Annotated in this window: 19 protein-coding genes; 4 read left to right on the top strand and 15 right to left on the bottom strand. The window is 64.7% G+C overall.

Features of this window, described 5'->3' with window-relative positions; all coding sequences use genetic code 11:
* Positions 1-41: 41 nt before the first annotated feature.
* The 9 genes from P9273_RS01965 to P9273_RS01925 all read right to left on the bottom strand — a co-directional run bounded on the left by P9273_RS01965 (position 42) and on the right by P9273_RS01925 (position 8,213).
* On the bottom strand, positions 42-854 hold the full coding sequence (locus tag P9273_RS01965; RefSeq protein ID WP_040993984.1) for a lysophospholipid acyltransferase family protein: 813 nt from the start codon (positions 852-854) through the stop codon (positions 42-44).
* A 126-nt stretch (positions 855-980) separates the two neighbouring features.
* Entirely contained in the window at positions 981-1,475 is a 495-nt protein-coding gene (locus P9273_RS01960; protein WP_278047387.1) for a GNAT family N-acetyltransferase, read from the bottom strand.
* Positions 1,475-2,164 carry a tRNA (adenosine(37)-N6)-threonylcarbamoyltransferase complex dimerization subunit type 1 TsaB gene (gene tsaB, locus P9273_RS01955; RefSeq protein WP_278047386.1) on the bottom strand — a complete coding sequence of 230 codons (690 nt, stop codon included), beginning with the start codon at positions 2,162-2,164 and terminating at the stop codon, positions 1,475-1,477. Before tsaB ends, P9273_RS01960 begins: the two co-directional genes overlap by 1 nt.
* A 132-nt stretch (positions 2,165-2,296) precedes the next feature.
* The gene (locus P9273_RS01950; RefSeq protein ID WP_278047385.1) at positions 2,297-3,403 is read right to left on the bottom strand and encodes a DUF1513 domain-containing protein; all 1,107 of its coding nucleotides are present in this window, start codon (positions 3,401-3,403) and stop codon (positions 2,297-2,299) included.
* 4 nt (positions 3,404-3,407) lie between these two features.
* Complete coding sequence (locus P9273_RS01945; protein ID WP_278047384.1) at positions 3,408-4,487, bottom strand: imelysin family protein; 1,080 nt, start codon at positions 4,485-4,487, stop codon at positions 3,408-3,410.
* Complete coding sequence (locus P9273_RS01940; protein ID WP_442920179.1) at positions 4,487-5,971, bottom strand: di-heme oxidoreductase family protein; 1,485 nt, start codon at positions 5,969-5,971, stop codon at positions 4,487-4,489. Before P9273_RS01940 ends, P9273_RS01945 begins: the two co-directional genes overlap by 1 nt.
* 129 nt (positions 5,972-6,100) lie before the next feature.
* Complete coding sequence (gene bfr / locus P9273_RS01935) at positions 6,101-6,586, bottom strand: bacterioferritin (RefSeq protein WP_040993979.1); 486 nt, start codon at positions 6,584-6,586, stop codon at positions 6,101-6,103.
* The gene (locus P9273_RS01930; protein WP_040993978.1) at positions 6,552-6,863 is read right to left on the bottom strand and encodes a (2Fe-2S)-binding protein; all 312 of its coding nucleotides are present in this window, start codon (positions 6,861-6,863) and stop codon (positions 6,552-6,554) included. Before P9273_RS01930 ends, bfr begins: the two co-directional genes overlap by 35 nt.
* Positions 6,864-6,923: 60 nt before the next feature.
* The gene (locus P9273_RS01925) at positions 6,924-8,213 is read right to left on the bottom strand and encodes an imelysin family protein (protein ID WP_278047382.1); all 1,290 of its coding nucleotides are present in this window, start codon (positions 8,211-8,213) and stop codon (positions 6,924-6,926) included.
* A 414-nt stretch (positions 8,214-8,627) separates the two neighbouring features.
* On the opposite strand from P9273_RS01925, the gene P9273_RS01920 reads away from it, so the two are divergent.
* The gene (locus P9273_RS01920) at positions 8,628-9,881 is read left to right on the top strand and encodes an NAD(P)/FAD-dependent oxidoreductase (protein ID WP_278047381.1); all 1,254 of its coding nucleotides are present in this window, start codon (positions 8,628-8,630) and stop codon (positions 9,879-9,881) included.
* Here P9273_RS01920 and P9273_RS01915 read toward each other — a convergent pair.
* Entirely contained in the window at positions 9,878-11,155 is a 1,278-nt protein-coding gene (locus P9273_RS01915; RefSeq protein WP_278047380.1) for a 4-aminobutyrate--2-oxoglutarate transaminase, read from the bottom strand. The genes P9273_RS01920 and P9273_RS01915 overlap by 4 nt on opposite strands.
* A gap of 353 nt (positions 11,156-11,508) precedes the next feature.
* Between P9273_RS01915 and P9273_RS01910 the strand changes: the two genes are divergently transcribed.
* Genes P9273_RS01910 through P9273_RS01900 form a run of 3 tightly spaced genes read left to right on the top strand, consistent with a single transcriptional unit; the run spans position 11,509 to position 16,705 of the window.
* On the top strand, positions 11,509-12,540 hold the full coding sequence (locus P9273_RS01910) for an efflux RND transporter periplasmic adaptor subunit (protein ID WP_278047379.1): 1,032 nt from the start codon (positions 11,509-11,511) through the stop codon (positions 12,538-12,540).
* Positions 12,537-13,607, top strand: coding sequence for an efflux RND transporter periplasmic adaptor subunit (locus tag P9273_RS01905; RefSeq protein ID WP_278047378.1), 1,071 nt, complete (start codon positions 12,537-12,539; stop codon positions 13,605-13,607). The genes P9273_RS01910 and P9273_RS01905 overlap by 4 nt, the downstream gene beginning before the upstream one ends.
* Positions 13,607-16,705, top strand: coding sequence for an efflux RND transporter permease subunit (locus P9273_RS01900; protein WP_278047377.1), 3,099 nt, complete (start codon positions 13,607-13,609; stop codon positions 16,703-16,705). The genes P9273_RS01905 and P9273_RS01900 overlap by 1 nt, the downstream gene beginning before the upstream one ends.
* A 192-nt stretch (positions 16,706-16,897) precedes the next feature.
* Here P9273_RS01900 and P9273_RS01895 read toward each other — a convergent pair whose 3' ends face one another.
* The 5 genes from P9273_RS01895 to P9273_RS01875 all read right to left on the bottom strand — a co-directional run bounded on the left by P9273_RS01895 (position 16,898) and on the right by P9273_RS01875 (position 22,317).
* Complete coding sequence (locus P9273_RS01895) at positions 16,898-17,644, bottom strand: ABC transporter ATP-binding protein (protein WP_278047376.1); 747 nt, start codon at positions 17,642-17,644, stop codon at positions 16,898-16,900.
* Positions 17,641-18,477: an ABC transporter ATP-binding protein gene (locus tag P9273_RS01890; protein WP_278047375.1), complete on the bottom strand. Its 837-nt coding sequence runs from the start codon at positions 18,475-18,477 to the stop codon at positions 17,641-17,643. The genes P9273_RS01895 and P9273_RS01890 overlap by 4 nt, the downstream gene beginning before the upstream one ends.
* Positions 18,474-19,400, bottom strand: a complete 927-nt coding sequence (nikC, locus tag P9273_RS01885; protein WP_278047374.1) for a nickel transporter permease — start codon at positions 19,398-19,400, stop codon at positions 18,474-18,476. The genes P9273_RS01890 and nikC overlap by 4 nt, the downstream gene beginning before the upstream one ends.
* 196 nt (positions 19,401-19,596) lie before the next feature.
* Positions 19,597-20,664 carry an ABC transporter permease gene (locus tag P9273_RS01880; RefSeq protein ID WP_278047373.1) on the bottom strand — a complete coding sequence of 356 codons (1,068 nt, stop codon included), beginning with the start codon at positions 20,662-20,664 and terminating at the stop codon, positions 19,597-19,599.
* A gap of 15 nt (positions 20,665-20,679) precedes the next feature.
* A complete protein-coding gene (locus P9273_RS01875) occupies positions 20,680-22,317 on the bottom strand; it encodes an ABC transporter substrate-binding protein (RefSeq protein WP_278047372.1) in 1,638 nt (545 codons plus the stop codon).
* Between the last annotated feature and the right edge of the window lie 118 nt (positions 22,318-22,435).

Here is a 22,435-nt window from a genome sequence, read left to right as displayed (position 1 = left end):
ACAGACGATTCTGGCAGGTTGCGGCGCCGCGCGTCCGGCTTTCAGCCGATACGCTGACGACTGGGGCGCGGATCGGCGAGCGCGGCCTGCATCATCTCGCGCACCTTGGCTTCCATCAGCCTTGCCGTTTCCTTGCGGTTCGAACCCTTGGAGAACGGCACCGGCGCGCCGAAATGCACCTCGGCATCGATCGCGCCTTCGGTAAGCAGGGTTTTGAGATGCGGCATCAGATCCTGGTCGCCGATCCAGGCGGTCATCGGTCGATGGCGGCGGCCCATCGGCATGCCATGCAGGCGCGTATAGGCGATCGCCACGGGCTGGATGAAGACTTGCTCCGCCGCGCCTTCCGAGATCGCCATCGAGGCCGCGCCGAAGAGTGTGCTCTTGAACGGCAGAACGAGGTTGCCGTCGCCGGTCGAGCCTTCGGCGAACAGCACCATGGCGTCGCCTTTTGCCATCCTTTTGGCGATCTCGCTTGCCTGGTCGCCGGAGGTGCGCTTGCGCTCGCGTTCGATGAAGACGGTGCGCTGCAGCTTGGACAGCATGCCGATCAGCGGCCAGCCTTCCATATCGGCCCTGGCGATGAACTTCACATCGACGAAGGAGCCGAGCACCATGATATCGGTCCAGGAAATGTGGTTGGCCGCCACAAGCAGCGGGCGTTCCCTGGCCAGCGCGCCCTTCACATGCACCCGCATGCCTAGCGCCTGGAGGATCATGCGGTGCCATATCCTCAGGATGAAGGTTTCGGGCCAGAGCCCTGTCTTCATCGACAGGATCTGCAGCGGCACCAGCACAAGCGAACAGACGACGACATAGAAGAGCGCCAGGAAAATCCGCAATTTCTTGATCATTCGCTCCCCGCCTAGAGCAGGATGACGTTTCGTTGAATTGTCATCCTGATCTAACTCTTTGTAGAGCATGATCTTTTCCGAAAACCGGTTCCACTTTTCGGGATCATGCCCTATCGCGCGGATTGGCTAGCGAAGATCGCGGCGCATGACAAGCGCGCCGGTCGGGCCGTGCTCGGTCGAACGGTAGTAGTTCGGCCGATGACCGACCTGGATGAAGCCAAGCCTGCGGTAAAGCCCGATCGCCGGCGCATTGGTCTCGTCGACCTCGAGGAAGAGCGCTTCCGCGCGTTGAGCATGCAATTCGCGCAGCACCGCGTCCATCAACTGCCAGCCAAGGCCCTGGCGGCGATGGCTGCGGGCGACAGCCACGGTCAGGATTTCGCCCTCGCCGGCCGCGAGCCGCGCCAGCACGAAGCCGACCGGCGGCTTGGCGCCTTGACCGGTTTCGCGCGCCGCATAGCCGAATACCGTATCCTGCTCGAGCAGTGCCGCAAACTCGCCGTCGGTCCAGGGCCGCACGAAATCCTCGCGGTGCAGCACCGAGATGGCGGCGCTGTCGGCAACCGTGAGCGGTTCCAAGGCATAGTCCCTGCGGCGCGGCTGAAAGAACGGTATGCGCATCAGGCGTCGTTTCCCTTGTCCTGCCTTGGCAGAATGAAACCCGCCTGTGGCTTGGCGTCCGCGCCACGCAGATAAAGCGGCTTCGGCTTCTCGCCGGGTCGCTTGGCGGCGGCCAGCCGGGCATAGGTTGCGATGTCGGCGGTGGCAGCTACCGGACCGATATCGAAGGCACGACCCGCCGCCTGGGCAACGAGCGGCGCGGCGGTGCCGACCAGGACCGCTTCGGCGTCGATGGCCATGGTCGCCGCCTCGGAAAGCGTGACCACGGAAGGTCCGTAAGCTTCAGCTAACGTTCCATCATAGAGCGCGGCATGGATTTCCTCGCGGCCGGCGTCGAGCGCGGCAAGCACCGCGCGCCCGGGAAAGGCGTTCGCCCCCTCCGCCGCCAGGGCTTCCAACGTCGTCACCCCGATCGCCGGGATTTTCAGCGCCAAGGCCAGGCCGCGCGCTGTCGAGACGCCGACGCGCAGGCCGGTGAAGGAGCCCGGCCCGATCGAGACGGCAACGGCGTTGAGGTCGGGGTAACCGGTCCCGCCGATCTGCAGGGCCGTCTCTATGACGGCCATCAGATGCTCGGCATGGCCTTTGCCGAGATCGCGCACCTCGCGGCCAAGCTCCATCCCCGCGCCCGCGTCATAGACGCAAGCGGCGCAGAGATTGGCGGCGCAATCGATGGCGAGCAGCTTCATACGGGCGGCTTCATTCGGGCAGCTTCACAGGCCGGTTAAGGAACTGAATCGAAACACCCTCTGCCCGGCATAAGCCGCCGCCGCAAGGGCCAGGGTCGAGAAATGTTAAGCGGCTTTGCTTCTACGCGGCGATCACGCCGTCGCGACAATGCGCAGCATGTGGTTGTCCCAGACATAGTCCGGCTCGGAGCGGGTGGTGCCGGCGCCGCCGACGATCTCGCCGGCGCCGGTCGTCGCCATGAAGCCGGCGCCGTCGGGCGCGAGGCCGCAGACCTCGACCAGCGATCTGGTCGCGACCACGCGTCCGCTGGCGGCGTCGAGGACGGCCAGCGAATTGCCCTCCGGCGAAGTGACGGCGACCGTGCCGGTCGCCGCATTGGCGGCGACCGAGCCGATATAATGGCGGAAGCCGGAGAGCACATCCTGCGGCATCTCCAGCAGCTCGAGCTCCTTGCCGCGCGCTGCGCGGCCGACCAGCGCCGGGCGGTCCGTCGCCGGCCCGCGATACTGGCAGCCGAACCAGACGGTGCCCGTCTGGTCGCGATCCATGTGGCGGATCGAAAGCTGATGCAGCGCCGGCGGCAATTCGTGCTTTTCAATGAGGTCGCCGGTGACGCGGTCGACCAGCGTGTAGGAGGGCTTCATCGTCGCGATGTTGAGTTCGGCGCGGCCGTAGTCGGGATGGGTCTCGATGCCGCCATTGGCGATGGCTAAGGTGCGGCCGTCGCCGAGCAGGAGCAGCTCATGCGGACCCACGCCGTAAGTCGGGAATTCGCCGACGCGGCGGAACTTTGCTTTCGCGTCATAGACGCCGACGACGCCTGCCGCGTTGTCGAAGTCGTTTTCGGTCGCATAGAGCAGAGCGCCGTCGGGCGAGAACACGCCGTGGCCGAAGAAATGCCGGCCGGCGATGCTGGCGATGGTCAATGGCTTGTCGCGGCCGGCATGGTCGAAGACCACGGCGAAGGTGCCGGGCTGGCGGGCGAAAACCACCGAGCGCTTCGAAACCGGATCGAAGGTGACGTCATGGCCGCGATCCGGCAGATCGACCGTGTGCAGGATTTTTCCTGCCTCGGAGAGCACGGCGGCGCCGAAGCTGCCGTCGCGCTTGACGAAGGCCGTGGCAAAGACGGCGTCCGCGGCAAGCGTGTCGGCCCAGGCGCGCGGCGCCATGGCGGCGGCGAAGCCCGCGCCCGCGGCCCGCAGGAAATCGCGGCGGTCGATAAGAGCCGTTCGCATGGTATCAATCCCCATCCAGCGACGAGAAGCCCGCAGTCAGGCCGAACTCGGCGGTCATCCGGGTGCCGATCAAGGTCGACAGGCTGGAGGTGATCAGCGCGAAATGCTCGAGCTTGTCGCGTAGCGCCGGATCGGCAAGGGCCTTGTCGATCGGTCCGGCGACCGATTTCGCGGTTGTCACGCCGTTGGTGAGCTGGATGTGGATGGACTCGGCCATCCATTGCGCATCGGCTGGCAGCGCGTCGCCAAGCTTCGAGGCCTGGAACAGCTGGTCGACGCCGGAGAGATTTCCGGCCAGCGAGGCCGTCGTGTTCTGCGAGCGCCAGTAGATCGCCTGCTTCGGCTTGTCGGCGTGGGGCTTGGCGCCGAGAAAGCCCTTGAGCCGCACGTCGCGGATCATCTCCAGCTCGTTGATGAAGACGCCGACCAGTTCCGTCACCGCTTCGTTGCCGTCGCGGTAGAGCGGGTTTTTCGATCCCGGATTGGCCCAGAGCGACGCGAAACCGTCCGGTTTGTTCCAGGCGTCGCGCACCTCGCCGGCCATGGTTTCGACGTTACCCGCGACAGCCGCGCCATAGGCGCAGCGGTAAGGATCGTCTTTCCCGACAAGCGTTTCGGCGCCGTCGCCGTAGAGCACATATTCGAGGGCGCCGAGGCCCTGCATAGCGACGCTCTTTTGCGCCAATTGCACCGGATCGGTGGCCGACGGATCCTTTGATGCCAGTGTGACCTGGACTTGCCTCAGGCCGATGCTCTTGCGGTCCGGCCAATAGAGCATGCGTTCCAGCCGGTTGTTCTCCTTGATCGGCCCGAAGGCGATGATCTCGGCCACCGACCAGGCCTCCACAGTGCCTGAAAACGCCGAGCGCGCCGCTTCGAGATTCTCTTTGGAGGGCGTTTCGCAAAGCTGGTGCATTGCCTTGGTCAGGCCCGCCGCATGCTCGTCGAGGCTGGCATAGGCGGGGCGGACGAAACCGTCGATCGCGCGGCCGATGACATCGGAGGCCTTGACCGCGGCCGATGCCGGCAGGACAGCCGCAAGAAGAAGCGGAAGAACAAGCGCGGCGGCCAGGCGTTTCGACATCAGAGTGACTCCAGGAATTTGATCAGCGCCTCACGATCGGCCACGGCAGCATCGGCAAAGCGGTCGCGCGCCTTCCGGCCCTCGCCGCCATGCCACAGGATCGCCTCGGCAAGCGTTCGGGCGCGGCCGTCATGCAGATAGAAGGCATTGCCGTTGACCGTCGTGGTAAGCCCGATACCCCAGAGGGGCGGGGTGCGCCATTCGCTCCCCGTGGCTTCGCCAACGCGTTGCCCGTCAGCGAGGCCCTCGCCCATGTCGTGCAGCAGGAAGTCGGAATAGGGCCAGATCAGCTGGAAGGCCTGCGCCTTGTCGGGCGTGCCGCGCATGGTGACGAATTTCGGCGTGTGGCAGGCAACGCAGCCCATCTCGTAGAACTGCTTCTTGCCGGCAAGCACGTCAGGCCTGTCGAGATCGCGTCGCGCCGGCACGGCCAGGTTCTGCGAATAGAAGGTGACGAGATCCATCACCGGTGGCGGCGCTTCGGCAGTGCCGAGACGCTGCTGCACGCCGTTCGGCATGGCAAGGCAATCCGCCTGCGCTTTGGTGCAATCGCCCCAGTGTTTCGGCATTTCCGGGGTAGAGATGCCGATATCGCCCGCGAAGGCATCGGCCGCCTGCTGGCGGATCGAGGCGGTCTGCGCCTTCCAACCGAAGCGGCCCAGGGTCACCTGGCCGCTCAGCTCGTCGCGTACGATGTTCGGCCGGCCCGAAATGCCGTCGCCGTCGCGGTCGTCCGGATCGGCATGGGCAAGGATATCGGCCGGCGCGATCTGCTCGATCAGGCCGAGCCCGATCATCGGCGGCGTCAGGCGCGGCGACAGCGTGGTGCGCGGATCGAGCGGACCGTAGCCGAGATTTTCGACCGAATAGCTCGGCTTGCGCAGCGAAACGACGGCGCCGTCGCCGAGCGTCACTTTTTGCTCCTGGTAATCGACGCGCATCCGGCCCTCGCCTTTGAGGCCTGGGACGGCAAGGTCCTGCAGTTGCGCGCCATAGACCGGATCGGGGAAGTTCAGCACCTTGTGGCCAGCGAGTGCGGCCTTTTCCTCGGCGCTGCCAGCGTCGCGCGCGAGCCGGAGAAACATCGAGGTCGATCCGGTATCTCCCTCCGGCGGACGGCCGCGGCCGTCCTTCAGATGGCAGTTCTGGCAGGCGCGCTCGTTGAAGAGTGGGCCTAGACCGTCCGAAGCCTGGGTCGAAGACGGCGACGACACCCAGTTCTTGCGAAAAAGCGCGTTGCCGAGCTTGAAATTGCCCTCCTCCTCGAAGGTGATATTGGCGGAGGACTGCGAGAAGGCGTCGCGATTGACGTCCTTGCGCGACGTGCCGGCACCGCCCTGCATCAGCTCGAACGGCTCCGGCCTGGTGAAGTCGGTCGTCGGCCTGGTCACGGCCAAAACCCGCGCCTGATCCTTCGGCGCCAGATCGGTGCGGCTTGTCGGCAGGGCGGCGGGCTCATCAGCCAGGGCGGACGCGGAAAGCATGATCGCCAGCAGAAGCAAAGCCCCACGACCAATCCGGTGCCGGGGGGTTCTCTGGAGCGGCAAGCCGTGAATCCCGGCCTGCCGCGCGCGGCGCGAAAAATCTACGGGGCGCCGCATTCCCGCATGTCCTTACTCCGCCTCGTTGGCCGAGTCGGCATTGAGCAGGCCGTATTTCTCCTCGCCGATGGAGGCGAGCAGATCGAGCTGCGTTTCAAGGAAGTCGATATGTCCTTCCTCGTCGGTCAGAAGGTCTTCGAACAGCTTCATCGAAACGAAGTCGCCGGCGTCGTGGCAGATCTCGCGCGAGTGCTTGTAGGCCGTGCGCGCGTCATATTCGCCGGCGAGATCGGATTCGAGCACTTCCTTGACGTTCTGGCCGATGCGCAGCGGTGCGACGGATTGCAGGTTCGGGTGCCCTTCGAGGAAGATGATGCGCGCGATCAGCCGGTCGGCGTGATGCATTTCCTCGATCGATTCCGCCCGCTCCTTCTTTGCCAGCTTGGTGTAGCCCCAATCCTCGAGCAAGCGATAATGCACCCAGTACTGGTTGACGGCTCCAAGCTCCAGAAACAGGGCCTCGTTAAGCCGCTCGATGACCTGCGGTTCGCCTTTCATGGGTTCTGCTCCCGTATTGGCCGCGCAAGCCTCTCACGCGATCCAGATGTGAAACGATGTCCACGCCCCCAATCTCCGAGCGGGCGTGGTAGTTCTCGGTGACCCGAATGATCGTTTCCACCACATTTGGGAAACAGCCGCAACAGCGACCGCGCTTGCGCATCGCGTGATAGACTTTCGCGGGCACGATCAGCTGCCAGGGATCCTCGTCCAGCAGGCCTACGATCGTCTGCTCGATCTCCTTCTCGGTGATGATGTTGCAATGGCAGATCAGCATCTGTTTGCTCTGGCTGACGGCGTCGGTCCGGCGCCGCTTGGCTGGTACGAACGTCTAAACTTACTTGAACACCTTGTCCGGCGCGTCGAGGCTGTCGGAGCCCTCGAAAGCGATCTGGTTCAGCTTGAGCGATCCGACGGCGCGCTCGATCGACTTAGTCTGGTCAATCAGGGCATCGATCGCCGCCTGCACGGTGGCGTTGCCTTGCGCGTTGCCCTCGGCGATCTGCTGATCATAGGCCTCGCCGGCAAGAGCACGCGCCTGGATGGCCTCCATCTTGGCGACGCTGGCGTCGAGCTTGCCCGACAGTTCCTTGTCGATCGCCGGATCGGCGGCCTTCACCATGTCGGACACGGACGGACCCGAAACAATGGAGCCGTCGAGCCGCTTGTAGCTGGCATGGTAGGCATCGCGGATGCCGACCGCGTCATAGAGATGCGAGATGTAGGTGTTGTCGGAGAAGCAGTCGTGCTCCTCCTCCGGATCGTGCAGCAAAAGGCCGAGCTTCATGCGCTCGCCGGCGAGCTCGCCATAGGAGAGCGAGCCCATGCCGGTGACGATGGTGGAGATGCCGGCATTCGCGTCGCCGTCGATGAGATTCTTGCGCGCGGCGCCGTCTTCCTTCCAATTGTCGACCATTTCCTGCAGATCGGATACAAGGAGGTCGCTCGCCGATTTCAGATATTCGGCGCGGCGGTCGCAATTGCCGCCCGTGCAGTTCTTGAGGTCGTAATCCGTATAGGGCCGTTCGCCGGCGCCCGGACCGGTGCCGTGCAGGTCCTGGCCCCAGAGGAGGAATTCGATGGCGTGATAGCCGGTCGCGACGTTGGCTTCGACGCCGCCGGCCTCCTGCAGCGTGCCCGAAAGGAATTCGGGCGTCAGCTTCGAGGCATCGACCTTCTTGCCGTTGATCTCGATTTCCTTATTGGCGATGACGTTGGCCGTGTAGAGCGCGTTCTCATCCGACTCGGTGCCGTAGCTCTTGGCGACATAGTCGATGAGGCCCTCATCCAGCGGCCAGGAATTCACCTTGCCTTCCCAGTCGTCGACGATTTTGTTGCCGAAGCGGTAGACCTCGGTCTGCTGGTAAGGAATGCGCGCCGCCTTCCAGGCTTCACGTGCGGCGTTCAACGTATCGGCCGAGGGGCTGGCGATGAGCGCGTCGACGGCTTTGTCCAGCGCCTGCGCGGTGGTCAGCGAATCCTCATATTTGGCCAAAGCGATGTCGGCATAGGTCTTGATCACCGCCTTCGCGTCGGTCTCGGCTTTCGCCGGCAACACGAACACCGCCGCCGTGAGCGCAGCCGTGGCGCAGATCGCAGCCAGCCTGCCGCCATTACGTGCCGTCATTATCCTTCTCCGGTTCTTTGGAAATTCAATAAAGGCGCCCACCCGCGCCGAGGCATGAGCATGCCGGTAAAAATGGTGGCCGCGCCGATGCGCGGTTCGCGATAAAAAGTCACCCACTTGCCTCCAATCGAAAGGGTTCAAGGCCCAGACATCAAAGGAATGCGCTTTGCGCGCGGCTCTCCATAAAGCGACGGAGAGGCCGGGAGTCAACTGGCGCGACAGAAAAAATTCAATCGAAACAATAATTTAGAATTATTCTAAACTACAAATATCAACTTTAAGCCCAGCACGACCTCGCTGGCCCGATTGACAGAGAGCCATTCTGGGTGCGACCCGATCCGCGGCTCTTGCGGCGGTGGCAGACAATCGCCACCTGGCGCAAGAGCCTAGATTTGCAAACAAAAAAGGATTGCGATGACGAACGGGATTGTGATTGTCGGTGCGGGCCATGCCGGCGTGCAGGCCGCCGCCAGCCTGCGCGAAGAGGGCTACGACGGACCAGTTGTCCTGATCGGCGACGAGAAGGAACTGCCCTATCACAAGCCGCCGCTGTCCAAGACCTTCATCAAGGACGCCGAGGCCAAGCCGCAGCTCTTGCGCGGCGAAGCCTTCTATTCGGGCAACAGCATCGATTACCGGCCGGGCGCGCGCATCGACAGCATCGATGCCCGCGCGGGCCGGTTGAATATCGCAGGCGGTGGAAAGCTCGGCTTCGACCGGCTGGTGCTCGCGACCGGCTCGCGGCCGCGTCTGCTCAAGCTCGACGGCGCCGGCCTTGCCGGCGTGGTTTCGTTGCGCTCGCTGGCCGATGCGCGCCTGATCCGCGAGCTCAGCGCGCAGAGCGAGGACGTGGTCATTCTCGGCGGCGGCTTCATCGGGCTGGAGATCGCGGCGACGCTGAGGGCCGCCGGCCGCAACGTCACCGTGGTCGAGGCCGTCGACCGACTGCTCGGCCGAGCCGTGGCGCCGGTCATCGCCGCCCATGTGCGCCAGCGCCTGGAAGCGATCGGCGTGCGCGTGCTCACCGGCACCACCATTGCCCGTCTCGAAGGCGACAATGGCCGCGTATCGGCCGCGATCACGTCCGGCGGCGAACGCCTGCCGGCGCAGATGGTGATCATCGGCATCGGTGTGGTGCCCAATGTCGAACTGGCGGAGGCCGCCGGCCTGGCCATCGGCAACGGCATCCGCGTCGACCAGCATATGCAAAGCTCGCTTCCCGAAATCCTCGCCATCGGCGACGCGGCCTCCTATCGCCATTGGTTCACCGGCGGCGACGTGCGGCTGGAATCCGTGCAGAACGCCACCGACCAGGCAAGGCTCGCCGCCCGCACCATCCTCGGCCATGCCGAGCCGTTCACGGCGGTGCCGTGGTTCTGGTCGGATATCGGCGACATGAAGCTGCAGATGGTGGGGTTGACGCAAGGCGGCGATCACCATGTGGTGCTGGGCGATCTCGCCGAGAACAAGTTCTCGATCTACCACTATGCCGGCAGCCGGCTGCTCGGCATCGAATCCGTCAACCGCCCGGCCGACCATATGCTTGGCCGCAAGATGCTGGGCGCCGGCTTCTCGCCGACGCCGCAGACGGTGGCAGGCGGGCCGGATGCGCTGAAGGCGGCGCTTGCGGCCTTCAGCGAAAGCGAGCCGGCAAGAGCCGCCGGTTAGGCCGCCCGCGCTTCGCGGATCGAGCTTTCCAGGATATCCAGCGCCTCGGTCATGACGCCGTCCTGAATAGTGATCGGCGACAGGAAGCGGATGACGTTGCCGTAGACGCCGCAGGTGAGCAGGATGAGGCCCTTGTCCAGCGCCTTCAACCTGACCGCGTTGGCGAACTCCGCCGAGGGCAGGCCCTTCCTCACGTCGTTGAACTCGACGGCGTTCATGAAGCCCGGGCCGCGGATGTCGACCATCTCCGGCACGTCCTCGCGGATCGACACCAACCGCTGCTTCAGACGGGCTCCGAGCGCATTGGCGCGGTCGCAGAGTTTTTCCTCGTCGATGACGTCAAGCACCGCATGGGCCGCAGCGACGCCGATCGGGCTGCCGCCATAGGTGCCGCCGAGACCGCCAGGACCGGGCGCGTCCATGATCTCGGCGCGGCCGGTGACCGCCGAGAGCGGGAAGCCGCCGGCAAGGCTCTTGGCCATGGTGGTAAGGTCGGGCGCAACGTCATGATGCTCCATGGCGAACATCTTGCCGGTGCGGGCAAAGCCGGTCTGCACCTCGTCCGCTATCAACAGGATGCCATGCTGGTCGCAGATATTGCGCAGTGCGGTCATGAAGTCGCGTGGCGCTTCATAGAAGCCGCCCTCACCCTGAACCGGCTCGACGATGATGGCGGCAACGCGGCCCGGATCGACATCGGCCTTGAACAGCTTGTCGAGCGCGGCAAGCGAATCCGCGACCGAGACGCCGTGCAGCGCAACAGGGAACGGGGCGTGGAAGACATCGGCCGGCATGGCGCCGAAGCCGACCTTGTAGGGCACGACCTTGCCGGTCAGCGCCATGCCCATGAAGGTGCGACCGTGGAAGCCGCCGGAAAAGGCGATGACCGCCTGGCGGCCGGTGGCGTTGCGCGCGATCTTGATGGCGTTCTCGACCGCCTCGGCGCCGGTGGTGACGAAGATCGTCTTCTTGTCGAACTTGCCGGGAAGCATGCCGTTCAGGCGCTCGGCGAGATGCACATAGCTCTCATACGGCACGACCTGGTGGCAGGTGTGGGTGAAACGGTCGAGCTGCGCCTTGACCGCCTCGATCACTTTCGGATGGCGATGGCCGGTGTTGACCACGGCGATGCCCGACGAGAAGTCGATATAGCGGCGGCCTTCGACATCCCAGATTTCCGAATTCTCGGCGCGATCGGCATAGATCTGCGTCGTCATGCCGACACCGCGCGAGATCGACTGGTTCTTGCGTTCGGAAATGGCTGAATTCTTCATCGCGTTCCTCATCGGGCCGTCCCTCGTCAGGATCGCACCCGTTCCGTTGATCGAAACCCTTCTGACCTTATTTCACGTTTTCCTCAAGTCGGCACATTGGCCCAGTCCATTGGGCCTGGCGGTGGCGGTCTTAACCAGAGTGATGACGGGCGCCGCGGAAATGGTTTCCTTTTCCCGCCGATCGATTAATCTCATTTTATCCGCGACGTGCGGCCGTCAGGAGCGGCTCCCACGGGTTGAGGGGAACCATGAGCAGGAACGCGACATCGTCCGCCTTGCCGTCTTCGCCGCTTCTCTTTCTTTGTCGTTCAAAAATCTTTTTGCTGCTGGCCTGCGCCAGCGCGGCGATTTCGATGTCCGGCTGCCAGAAGCAGCAAGCGGCGGAAAAGAAATTGCCGGTGATGGTAACGGCGCAGACGGTTGCGCTCGCCGACTACGCGCCGCGAACCTCGATGACCGGGGTGATCGCGGCTCGCACGCTCACCAATCTGTCATTCCGCATCGGCGGCCGGGTCGCCGAGCGGCTGGTCGATGTCGGCCAGCATGTCGCCCAGGGCGCGGTGCTTGCCCGCATCGAGCCGCAGGAGCAGGAAGCGGACCTGCGTTCGGCCCAGGCCGATCTCGACGCCGCACAGGCGCAACTCACCCAGGCCGCGGCCACTTACCAGCGGCAAAAGACGCTGCTTTCGCAGGGTTTTACGACCAGACGGGAATTCGACACCGCCAACCAGACGGTGAAAGTGGCGCAGGGCAGCGTCGACGCCGCGCAAAGCGCCTTGGCCAATGCCAAGGACAACCTGTCCTTCACCGAGCTCAAGGCGGGCGCCGCCGGCGTCATCACGGCGCGCCAAGTCGAGGCCGGGCAGGTGGTTCAGGCGGCGCAGACCGTGTTCACCATCGCCGAAGACGGCGACCGCGATGCGGTCTTCGACGTGCAAGAGACGCTGGTTGCCGAGACGCCGCCCTCGCCTGCGGTAACGATCACGCTTCTGTCGGACCCGCAGGTCCGCGCGGTCGGCAAGGTGCGCGAGATTTCGCCGGCGGTCGATACCCGGTCGGGATCGATCCGGGTCAAGGTCGGCATCCCCGACACGCCCGCCGGCATGCCGCTGGGTGCAGCGGTGATCGGCACGGTTAGCGCCCGGCCAGTCAAAGCCATATTGCTGCCCTGGCAGGCGCTGACCTCGACCGCCGGCAAGCCCGCCGTCTGGATCCTTGACCCGTCGAGCAAGGCGGTGACCCCCGCGCCGGTCGAGGTGCTCGCCTTCGATTCCGGCGTGGTTGCCGTCAACAAGGGCTTGCAGGAAGGCCAGAGCGTCGTCACTGCCGGCGGGCAGTTGCTCAGCCCCGGCCAGACGGTTGACGTGGCAGGGGCAAACCAATGAGCCGGCTGCACCTCGCTCTCCTGCTCGTCGTTGCGGCGCTTGCCGCCTGCTCGCGCTCGGAAGAGCAGCCGCCGGAGGTCATCCGACCGGTACTGTCGGTGGTGGTCGAACCGAAGACGGTCGAGACCTTCGGCTTCGCCGGTTCGGTCGAGCCACAATACAGCGCCGACCTTGCCTTCCGCCTGCTCGGCCGCGTCGTCTCGCGCGACGTCAAGGTCGGCGACCTCGTCACCAAGGGCACGACGATCGCGGCGCTCGATCCGACGGCGCTTGAGCTCGCGGTCCAGGCCTCGAAGGCCGATCTGTCGAACGCGCAGGCGCAGTTCATCAATGCCGCCGCCAGCGAGGATCGCCAGCGGCAATTGCTCGCCTCGGCCAATATCTCGCAAGCTACATTCGATGCCGCAAGACAAGCGCGGCAGGCGGCGGAAGCCGGCGTCGAGCGCGCCAATGCCGCTTTGGCAAAGTCGCAGGAGCAGCTCGGCTATGCCCGACTGTTCTCCGATTTCGATGGCGTCGTCACCGCTACCGGCGCCGAGGTCGGCCAGACCGTTTCGGCCGGTCAGACCGTCGTCACAGTGGCGCGCAACGACCCGCGCGAAGCAGTGGTCGACATCCCCGATCAACTGACCGGCGACCTCACCGTCGGCATGCCCTTCGAGATCGTCCTGCAGTCCTTGCCAAGCATCAAAACCGGGGCCAAGCTGCGCGAAGTCGCGCCGCAATCGGAAGGCGCAACCCGCACACGACGCGTCAGACTGACGCTGGTGAATCCGCCGACGGCATTTCGGCTCGGCTCGACGATTACCGCAACGCGCATGACCAAGGTCGAACCAACGATCGAGCTGCCGATATCGGCGCTGCTCGAAAGGGACGGCTCGCAAAAGGTCTGGATCGTCGATCCGCAATCCTCCAGCGTAAGCACGCGCGAGATCAAGGTCGCCTCTAGGAACGGCGGCAGCTTCACGGTCGCAGGAGGGCTCGAGGCCGGCATGCGCGTCGTCACCGCCGGCGTCCACAGTCTGAGCGAGGGCCAGAAGGTCAAAGTGCCGGAGGGCGGGGTCTGATGCAGGGCTTCAATCTCTCCGACTGGGCGCTCAATCACCGTTCGCTGGTCTGGTATTTCATGCTGGTCTTCGTGGTGGCCGGCATCTCCTCCTATCTCAATCTTGGCCGCGAGGAAGACCCCGCCTTCACCATCAAGACCATGATCATACAGGCCAACTGGCCAGGCGCCTCGGTCAACGAGACGGTGCAGCAGGTGACCGACCGCATCGAGAAGAAGCTCGAGGAGCTCGACAGCCTCGACTACAGCAAATCGATCACCACCGCCGGCCAGACCGTCGTCTTTGTCAACCTGAAGGACACCACCAAGGCGCGCGACGTCGTGCCGAACTGGCTTCAGGTGCGCAATATGATCAACGACATCAAGGCGCAGTTTCCCCAGGGCGTGCAGGGACCGTTCTTCAACGACCGCTTCGGCGACGTCTACGGCAACATCTATGCCTTCACCGCCGACGGGCTGACGCCGCGCCAATTGCGCGATTATGTCGAGGATGTGCGGACCAAGATCCTGACCGTGCCCAATGCCGGCAAGGTCGATCTGGTCGGCGCGCAGGACGAGGCCATCTATCTCGAATTCTCGACGCGCCAGATCGCGGCGCTCGGCCTCAACCAGCAGGCGATCGTCGCCAGCCTGCAGGCGCAGAACGCAATCACGCCGTCCGGCGTCATTGAGACCGGCCCGGAGCGCATCAGCGTGCGCGTCGGCGGCCAGTTCACCTCCGAGGAAAGCCTGCGGGCCATCAACCTGCGCGTCGACGACCGCTTCTTCCGGCTGAGCGACGTGGCGACGATCAGGCGCGGCTACGTCGACCCGCCGACGGCGCTGTTCCGCTTCAACGGCCAGGACGCGATCGGCCTTGCCATCGGCATGAAGCCGAACGCCAATCTGCTGAAATTCGGTGAGGCGTTGCACGAGGAGATGCAGAAGGTGCTGGCTGATCTGCCGGTCGGTGTCGGCGTGCATCTGGTTGCCGACCAGCCGGTGATCGTCAAGGAGGCGGTCTCGGGCTTCACGCGGGCTCTGTTCGAGGCGGTCGCGATCGTGCTCGCGGTGTCCTTCATCAGTCTCGGGCTGCGCGCAGGCTTCGTGGTCGCGCTGTCGATACCTCTGGTGCTGGCGATCACCTTCACGGTCATGGAATATCTCGGCATATCGCTGCAGCGCATTTCGCTCGGCGCGCTGATCATCGCGCTCGGCCTTTTGGTCGACGACGCGATGATCGCGGTGGAGATGATGGTGGCGCGACTGGAGATCGGCGACAACCTGCGCAAGGCGGCGACCTATGTCTATACCTCGACCGCCTTCCCGATGTTGACGGGAACGCTGGTGACGGTCGCCGGCTTCATCCCGATCGGGCTCAACTCGAGCGCCGCCGGCGAATACACCTTCACGCTCTTCGTCGTCATCGCGGTGTCGCTGCTTGTGTCATGGATCGTGGCGGTGCTCTTCGCGCCGCTGCTCGGGATCACCATCCTGCCGGCGACGATGAAGACCAAGCATCACGACCAGCCCGGTCGCTTCACCGCGCTGTTCAGGCGCGTGCTTGTCTTTTCCGTTCGCCGCCATTGGCTGACCATCATCGTGACGGTGCTTCTGTTCGCCGCCTCGGTCGCCGGCTTCGGCCTCGTCCAGCAGCAGTTCTTCCCGCCGTCCGACCGGCCGGAGTTGATCGTCGACTGGAACCTGCCGCAAAACTCCTCGATCACGGAGACGCGCGACCAGATGGAACGCTTCGAGCAGCGGGCGCTGGTCGGCAATCCCGATATCGACCATTTCTCCTCCTATATCGGCCAGGGCGCCGTGCGCTTCGTGCTCGCCTATGACGTGCAGCCGGCCAATCCCTATTTCGGCCAGACCGTCATCGTCACCAAGAGCATCGAAGCCCGCAATCGGGTGAAGCCGGCGCTGGAGAAGCTGCTGCGCGAGGAGTTCGTCGGCACCGATGCCTTCGTCAAATTGCTGGAGCTCGGCCCGCCGGTCGGCAGGCCGGTGCAGTACCGCGTCGGCGGTCCCGACATCCAGACGGTGCGGGAGCTCGCGCAGCAATTCGCCGGCGTGATCTCGGCCAATCCGAAGCTGGCGGCGCCGACCTTCGACTGGAACGAGCCGCAGCGCGTGCTGAGGGTCGACGTGCTGCAGGACAAGGCGCGCCAGCTCGGCATCACGTCTTCCGACATTGCCGGCGCGCTGAACAGCACGGTGGGCGGCTCGACGATCACGCAGGTGCGCGACGCGACATATCTCATCAATGTCGTGGCGCGTTCGCGCGAGGCCGAGCGCGGCTCGATCGAGACGCTGCAGAACATGCAGTTGCCGACCGGAAACGGCGAGTCGATCCCGCTCGCGGCGGTCGCCAATTTCCGCTACGACCTCGAACAGCCAACCGTATGGCGGCGTGACCGGACGCCGACGATCACCGTGCGCGCTGGCCTGGTCGGCGACGTGTTGCCGGCGACCGTCGTCAACGAGCTGAAACCGTCGGTCGACGCCTTCATCGCCAAGCTGCCGCCCGGCTATTCAGTGGAAACCGCAGGCTCAGTCGAGGAAAGCGCCAAGAGCCAGGGGCCAATCGCGGCGGTGGTGCCGTTGATGCTGTTCATCATGGCGACCATCCTGATGGTGCAGCTGCAGAGCTTCCAGCGCCTGTTCCTGGTGGTGGCGGCGGCGCCACTCGGGCTGATCGGCGTGGTGGCGGCTCTGGTGCCCAGCGGTGCGCCGCTCGGCTTCGTCGCCATTCTCGGCGTGCTGGCGCTGATCGGCATCCTTATCCGCAACTCCGTCATCCTGATCGTGCAGATCGAGCACCTCGTCGCCGAAGGCAAGGACCGCTGGGCGGCCGTGATCGAGGCGACCGAGCACCGCATGCGGCCGATCGCGTTGACGGCTGCCGCCGCCAGCCTGGCGCTGATCCCGATCGCGCGCGAAGTGTTCTGGGGACCGATGGCCTACGCGATGATGGGCGGGATCATCGCCGGTACCGCGATCACCCTGCTGTTCCTGCCGGCGCTTTATGTGACATGGTTTCGGATCGAGGAGCCGCAGGATAGGAAAGGCGTGCAGAACGAAGCTCTGCCGATGAGAGAAGAGGCGGCAACATGAGTTGCGTCGCGATCCTTCCCAGCCTCCTCTGGCCTACCGGCCATCTCGCCCGCAAGGGGGAGATTGAGCGCTCGGCGGGTTTCGCCGATCACCAACGTTGCAGGATATAGAGCGGACCGCAAGAACTGCTGATCCCCCCTTGCGGGGGGATGTCCGCAGGACAGAGGGGGTGACGGAACGCTACCTGCAGAGCTACACCCTCACAAACCCCTCGCTGGCTCTGAGCAAATTACGCGTATAGTCCTCGCCGACACGATGGCCGATCAGTTGGCTCGCGGTCAGCGTCTCCACCGCCTCGCCGTTCCGCATCACCATCAGCCGCTCGCACATATGGGTGATGATGGCGAGGTCGTGGCTGACCATCAGAAAGGTGAGCTTGCGGCGGCGACGGACTTCTTCCAGCAGGTTCAGCACCTCCGCCTGCACCGAGGCGTCGAGCGCCGAGGTCGGCTCGTCGAGCAAAAGGATCGAGGGTTCGAGGATCAGCGCACGTGCAATGGCGACACGCTGGCGCTGGCCGCCCGAGAGTTGGTGCGCATAGCGAAAGCGGAAGCCCTTGCCGAGGCCGACCTCGTCCAGCGCACGCTCGATGCGCTTCTCGCCGTCGGCAATGCCGTGGATCGCGAGCGGCTCCTGCAGCAGGCGGTCGACCGTCTGGCGCGGATGGAGCGAACCGTAAGGGTCCTGGAACACCATCTGCACCTCGCGGTAGAAGGCCTTGTCGCGCGTCTTGCCAAGCTTCTTGCCGTTGACGGCGATGGTGCCCGAAGCGACAGGCGCAAGGCCGGTGATGGCCCTCAGCAGCGTCGACTTGCCGGAACCGCTTTCGCCGACGAGGCCGTAGGATTCGCCTTCCCTCACGTCCAGGCTGACGCCCTTCAGCGCGCGAAAGCGGTCGAAGATCACTTCCAGCCCTTCGATGGTGATCGCGGCCGTCATGCCGCCCACTCCGGCTTGCGGTCGAGCACCGGCAGCGGATGGCGCTCGAAACCGATCCTAGGCATGCAGTTGAGCAGGCCGCGCGTGTAGGGATGCTGGGCATCGCGCAGCTCGGAAGCCTTGATCTGTTCGACGACCTTGCCGGCATACATGACGACGACCCGGTCGCAGAAGGAGGAGACCAGGCGCAGGTCGTGCGAGATGAAGATCAGGCCCATGCCTCGCTCGGCGACAAGCTTGTCGAGGATCTTGAGCACGTCGAGCTGCACGGTGACGTCGAGCGCCGACGTCGGCTCGTCGGCGATCATCAGTTCGGGTCCGGTGACCAGCATCATAGCGATCATGGCGCGCTGGCCCATGCCGCCCGAGACCTCGTGCGGATAAAGGTCGAAAACGCGGGCGGGGTCGCGGATCTGCACCGCCTGCAGCATGGCTAAAGCGCGCTCGCGCGCCTCGGCCTTGGAGACTTTTTCATGCGTGCGCAGCGTCTCGACGATCTGGCGGCCGATGGTCATCACCGGATCGAGCGAATATTTCGGATCCTGCAGGATCATGGCGATGCGGTTTCCCCGCAGCGCCCGGCGCTCACGCGGCGATATGGACAAAAGATCGATGCCGTCGAAGGCGAGCTTCTTCGCCGACACTTCGGCCTGCGGCGGGGTGAGGCCCATGATGGCGCGGCCGGTCTGCGACTTGCCGGAGCCGCTCTCGCCGACGATGCCCAACCGCTCGCGGCCGAGCGAGAAGGAAACGCCGCGTACGGCCTGCACCAGTCCGGTGCGGGTCGGAAAGGTGACGCGCAGATCGTCAACGTCGAGGAGCGTCTCGCTCATTGGTCGCCGCTCCGGGGGTCGAGCGCGTCGCGCAGGCCGTCGCCGAGCAGGTTGAAGCCGAGGCTGACGATGAGGATGGCCGCACCAGGGGCTGCGGCAACCCACCATTGGTCGAGGATGAAGCGGCGGCCGGACGCGATCATCGCGCCCCATTCGGGCAGCGGCGGCTGCGCGCCGAGGCCGAGGAAGCCGAGTCCGGCGGCGGTGAGAATGATGCCGGCCATGTCGAGCGTCACGCGGATGATCAGCGAGGAGATGCAGAGCGGCATGATATGGCGCAGGACGATGCGGAAGGGCGAGGCGCCCATCAACTGCACCGCCTTGATGTAATCCGAATTGCGCACCGTCAGCGTTTCGGCACGCGCGATGCGCGCGTAAGGCGGCCAGGAGGTGATGGCGATCGCCAGCACGGCATTCTCGATGCCGGGGCCGAGCGCCGCCACGAAAGCCAGCGCCAGCACCAGCTTCGGAAAGGCGAGGAAGATATCGGTGATGCGCATCAGGATCGTGTCGGTCCAGCCGCCCGCGTAGCCGGCAATCGTGCCGACCAGCAGGCCGATGGGCGCGGCGATGATGGCGACGAGGATCACCACATAAAGCGTCCAGCGCGCGCCGTAGACGATGCGCGAATAGATGTCGCGGCCGAGGTCGTCGGTGCCGAACCAGTGCGCGGCGCCCGGTGGCAGCAGGCGCGCGTTCTTGAGATCGCCCACGGTCGGCGAATAGGGCGCCAGCACATCGGCAAAGGCGGCGACCACCAGCAGCGCGATGATGATCAGCATGCCGACCAGCGCCAGCCGATTGGCGGAGAAGCGCCGCCAGGCGACATAGGCGCGGCCGAGCTTTGCCTGCAGGCGCGAGGCCGGCCGGTCGCTGAGCAACCACGCGCGACGGGAGAGAGAGCCGGCGTCGGAGGCGGTCATGACAATGCCTGTTGAAGGTGTAGACCCCCACTCCGGTCTGCTTCGCAGACCACCTCTCCCCCGTTCGACGGGGGAGAGGAAAGGCGCCAAGTGTGCGACCGGCTTTTCCTCCCCCCCGGGCAGGGGGAGAGGTGGCCCGAAGGGCCGGAGTGGGGGTGCTCGGCCGCAGCCGAGCCCGAAAGTGCGATAGCTCCGCTCATCCGGCTTTCGTCCTTGGATCGAGCAGCCGGTAGAGCAGATCGGACAGGAGGTTAATGGCGATGAAGACCGAGCCGATGGCGATGGTGCCTCCGAGCACTGCGTTCATGTCAGCGTTCTGCAGCGAGTTGGTGATGTAGAGGCCGATGCCCGGCCATGAGAAGACGGTCTCGGTCAGCACCGAGCCTTCGAGCAGGTTGGCGTAGGAAAGCGCGATCACCGTCACCATCGGCACGGCGGCGTTGCGCAGCGCGTGGCCCCAGATGATGCGCCGTTCCGACAGGCCCTTGGCGCGCGCCGCGACGATATATTCCTGCGCCAGCTCGTTCAGCATGAAGGAGCGGGTCATGCGGCTGATATAGGCGAGGGACAGATAGCCGAGCAGCGCCGCCGGCAGGACGATGTGACGCCAGGCGTCGTAGAAGACGTCCCACTGCCCCTGGATCGCGGCATCGAGCAGGTAGAAGCCGGTGATCGGCGTGAACGTGTATTCGTAGACGACGTCGAGCCGCGCCGGGAAGGCGATCCATTGCAGCTTGGCATAGAACAGCACCAACCCGAGCAGCCCTAGCCAGAAGATCGGCACGGAATAGCCGATGAGGCCGACGATGCGGGCGACCTGGTCGATCAGGCTGCCGCGCTTGACGGCCGCCAGCACCCCCAGCGGCACGCCGATGACGGCGCCGATCAGCGTGCCCAGCGTTGCCAGCTCGATGGTCGCCGGGAAGACGCGGCGGATATCGGACATCACCGGATTGGTGGTCAGCACCGACGTGCCGAAGTCGCCCCTCAGCGCTGCTTTGACATAGAGGTAGAATTGCTCGATCCATGGCAAATCGAGCCCCATTTCGCGGCGTGTGCGCTCGACGACGGCGGTCGGCGCGCGGTCGCCGAGAACGGCCAGAACCGGATCGATCGGGATCACGCGGCCGATGAAGAAGGTCACCGCGAGAAGACCGAGATAGGTCGTCACCGCGATGACCAGGAAGCGGCCGAGCGACGACAGGACAGCGACGGCGCGGGCGCTGCCGCGCCCGGCCGCCGCCTGGTTTTCAGCTACGCTCACGCGTCGCGCCCGGGGTTACTGCTTCGAGACCGCCCAGACGAAGTTGGTGTCGAAGCTCGGGCCGAGCTTGAAGCCCTGGAGGTTCTTGCGCAGCCCGGCCACTTCCAGCTGCTGGTGGATGATGACGAAGGGGCTAGTGTCGAGGATTTTCTGCTGCAGGTCCTTGTACATGTCGGCGCGCTTGGCCGCATCCTTCTCCAGCAGGGCCGCCTCAGTCTCCTTGGTCAGGTCCGGAATATCCCAGGCATTGCGCCAGGCGAGCGTCTTGATCTTGGCGTTGTCGGAATTGTCCGGGTTCGAAGCGAAGGTCTGGGCATTGGAGTTGGGATCGAAATAGTCCTGGCCCCAGTTGCCGATATAGATGTCGTGGTTGCGGGCGCGATATTTGGTCAGCGTCTGCTTACCGTCGCCCGGAATGATCTCCAGCTTGATGCCGGCCTGGCCAAGCGTCTGCTGGATCGATTCCGCCATGCCGGTGGTCGGCTGCCCGGTGCGCACATCCATGGTGACCTTGAAGCCGTCTGGCAGGCCGGCCTTGGCGAGCAGTTCCTTCGCCTTTGCGATGTCAAGCTTGAACGGGTTTTCGTCGATCGCGCCGAGATCGCCCTTGGGCAGGAAGGACTGGTGAATCTCGCCGATGCCCTTGAGGATGGTCGAGGCCATCGCGTCATAGTCGATCAGATATTTGAACGCCTGGCGCACCTCCGGCTTGGCGAGGTTCGGGTTCTTCTGGTTGAGGCTGATGTAATAGACCGTGCCCTTCGGCGCGCTGGTGGTGGTGAGATCGGCGTTCTTGGCGATGGCGTCGAGATCGTTCGGCTCGAGGTTGCGGGCGACGTCGATGTCACCGGCCTCAAGCGCCAGGCGCTGCGCCGAGCTTTCCTTCATGTTGCGGTAGATGACGCGGGCGAGCTTGGCCTTCTCGCCATTGTAATTGTCGTTGCGCTCCAGCACGACGGCCTCGTTGGCGCGCCATTCGCGCAGCTTGTACGGCCCCGAGCCGGCATAGCCGGTTTTCAGCCAGGCATTGCCGAAGTCGTTGTCCCATTTGTAGTCGGCGCTCGGCGTGACGGCGGCGACATGCTCCTTGACCAGCTTCGAGTCGACAACCGAAGCGACGGTGGCCGACAGGCAGTTGAGCACGAAGCTCGGCGCGTAGGCCTTGTCGACCACGAACTGGAAGGTGGTGTCGTCGACGGCCTTGGCCTTTTCGGTGACGTTGTCGCCGGTGATGCCGAACTGGTTGATGATGAAGGCCGGGCTCTTGTCGAGCTTGATGGCGCGTTCGAAGGAATAGGCGACATCGGCCGCGGTGATCGGGTTGCCGGACGCGAATTTCATGCCGGGCTTGAGCTTGAAGGTGTAGGTCAGGCCGTCGTCGGAAACGCTCCAGCTCTCGGCAAGGTCGCCCTTGACCTTGGAGGTGTCGCTGAGGTCGAGGCGGACCAGAAGATCATAGGTGTTGCCGGTGACTTCGGCCGTCGACAGCTCGAACGCCTCACCCGGGTCCATCGAGATGATGTCGTCGATGGCAAAGCCTTCGACCAGCGTATCGGCGGGCGTGACCGCGAAAGCAGGCGCGACAAGCAGCGCGGACAGCGCGGCCCCCGCAAGCAAGGCGCGAGAGCGGAGAGCAATTTTTTCCAGCATCATGGTGATCGTTCCCTGTCTTGTTGACCTGAGTTCCCGGCTCAGGGCTGTATTGTTCTTTGCAAGGCCGGCTGCGGCTTTGACCGCTTACCGTCGTGTTTTTTGTCCAGTTGGTCAACAC

The organism is Mesorhizobium sp. WSM4935 (assembly GCF_029625735.1).
Lineage (GTDB): Bacteria > Pseudomonadota > Alphaproteobacteria > Rhizobiales > Rhizobiaceae > Mesorhizobium.
This window is presented reverse-complemented; position numbering and strand designations above follow the sequence as displayed.

What these genes read in the sequence shown, in the direction of transcription:
- P9273_RS01890 (WP_278047375.1), bottom strand. Translation starts at nt 18,477, where the DNA reads ATGAGCGAGACGCTCCTCGACGTTGACGATCTGCGCGTCACCTTTCCG.
- P9273_RS01940 (WP_442920179.1), bottom strand. Translation starts at nt 5,971, where the DNA reads ATGCTTTCCGCGTCCGCCCTGGCTGATGAGCCCGCCGCCCTGCCGACA.
- P9273_RS01920 (WP_278047381.1), top strand. Translation starts at nt 8,628, where the DNA reads ATGACGAACGGGATTGTGATTGTCGGTGCGGGCCATGCCGGCGTGCAG.
- P9273_RS01910 (WP_278047379.1), top strand. Translation starts at nt 11,509, where the DNA reads ATGTCCGGCTGCCAGAAGCAGCAAGCGGCGGAAAAGAAATTGCCGGTG.
- P9273_RS01875 (WP_278047372.1), bottom strand. Translation starts at nt 22,317, where the DNA reads ATGATGCTGGAAAAAATTGCTCTCCGCTCTCGCGCCTTGCTTGCGGGG.
- P9273_RS01925 (WP_278047382.1), bottom strand. Translation starts at nt 8,213, where the DNA reads ATGACGGCACGTAATGGCGGCAGGCTGGCTGCGATCTGCGCCACGGCT.
- P9273_RS01905 (WP_278047378.1), top strand. Translation starts at nt 12,537, where the DNA reads ATGAGCCGGCTGCACCTCGCTCTCCTGCTCGTCGTTGCGGCGCTTGCC.
- P9273_RS01950 (WP_278047385.1), bottom strand. Translation starts at nt 3,403, where the DNA reads ATGCGAACGGCTCTTATCGACCGCCGCGATTTCCTGCGGGCCGCGGGC.
- bfr (WP_040993979.1), bottom strand. Translation starts at nt 6,586, where the DNA reads ATGAAAGGCGAACCGCAGGTCATCGAGCGGCTTAACGAGGCCCTGTTT.
- P9273_RS01915 (WP_278047380.1), bottom strand. Translation starts at nt 11,155, where the DNA reads ATGAAGAATTCAGCCATTTCCGAACGCAAGAACCAGTCGATCTCGCGC.
- P9273_RS01965 (WP_040993984.1), bottom strand. Translation starts at nt 854, where the DNA reads ATGATCAAGAAATTGCGGATTTTCCTGGCGCTCTTCTATGTCGTCGTC.
- P9273_RS01895 (WP_278047376.1), bottom strand. Translation starts at nt 17,644, where the DNA reads ATGACGGCCGCGATCACCATCGAAGGGCTGGAAGTGATCTTCGACCGC.
- P9273_RS01900 (WP_278047377.1), top strand. Translation starts at nt 13,607, where the DNA reads ATGCAGGGCTTCAATCTCTCCGACTGGGCGCTCAATCACCGTTCGCTG.
- nikC (WP_278047374.1), bottom strand. Translation starts at nt 19,400, where the DNA reads ATGACCGCCTCCGACGCCGGCTCTCTCTCCCGTCGCGCGTGGTTGCTC.
- P9273_RS01960 (WP_278047387.1), bottom strand. Translation starts at nt 1,475, where the DNA reads ATGCGCATACCGTTCTTTCAGCCGCGCCGCAGGGACTATGCCTTGGAA.
- tsaB (WP_278047386.1), bottom strand. Translation starts at nt 2,164, where the DNA reads ATGAAGCTGCTCGCCATCGATTGCGCCGCCAATCTCTGCGCCGCTTGC.
- P9273_RS01930 (WP_040993978.1), bottom strand. Translation starts at nt 6,863, where the DNA reads ATGCTGATCTGCCATTGCAACATCATCACCGAGAAGGAGATCGAGCAG.
- P9273_RS01945 (WP_278047384.1), bottom strand. Translation starts at nt 4,487, where the DNA reads ATGTCGAAACGCCTGGCCGCCGCGCTTGTTCTTCCGCTTCTTCTTGCG.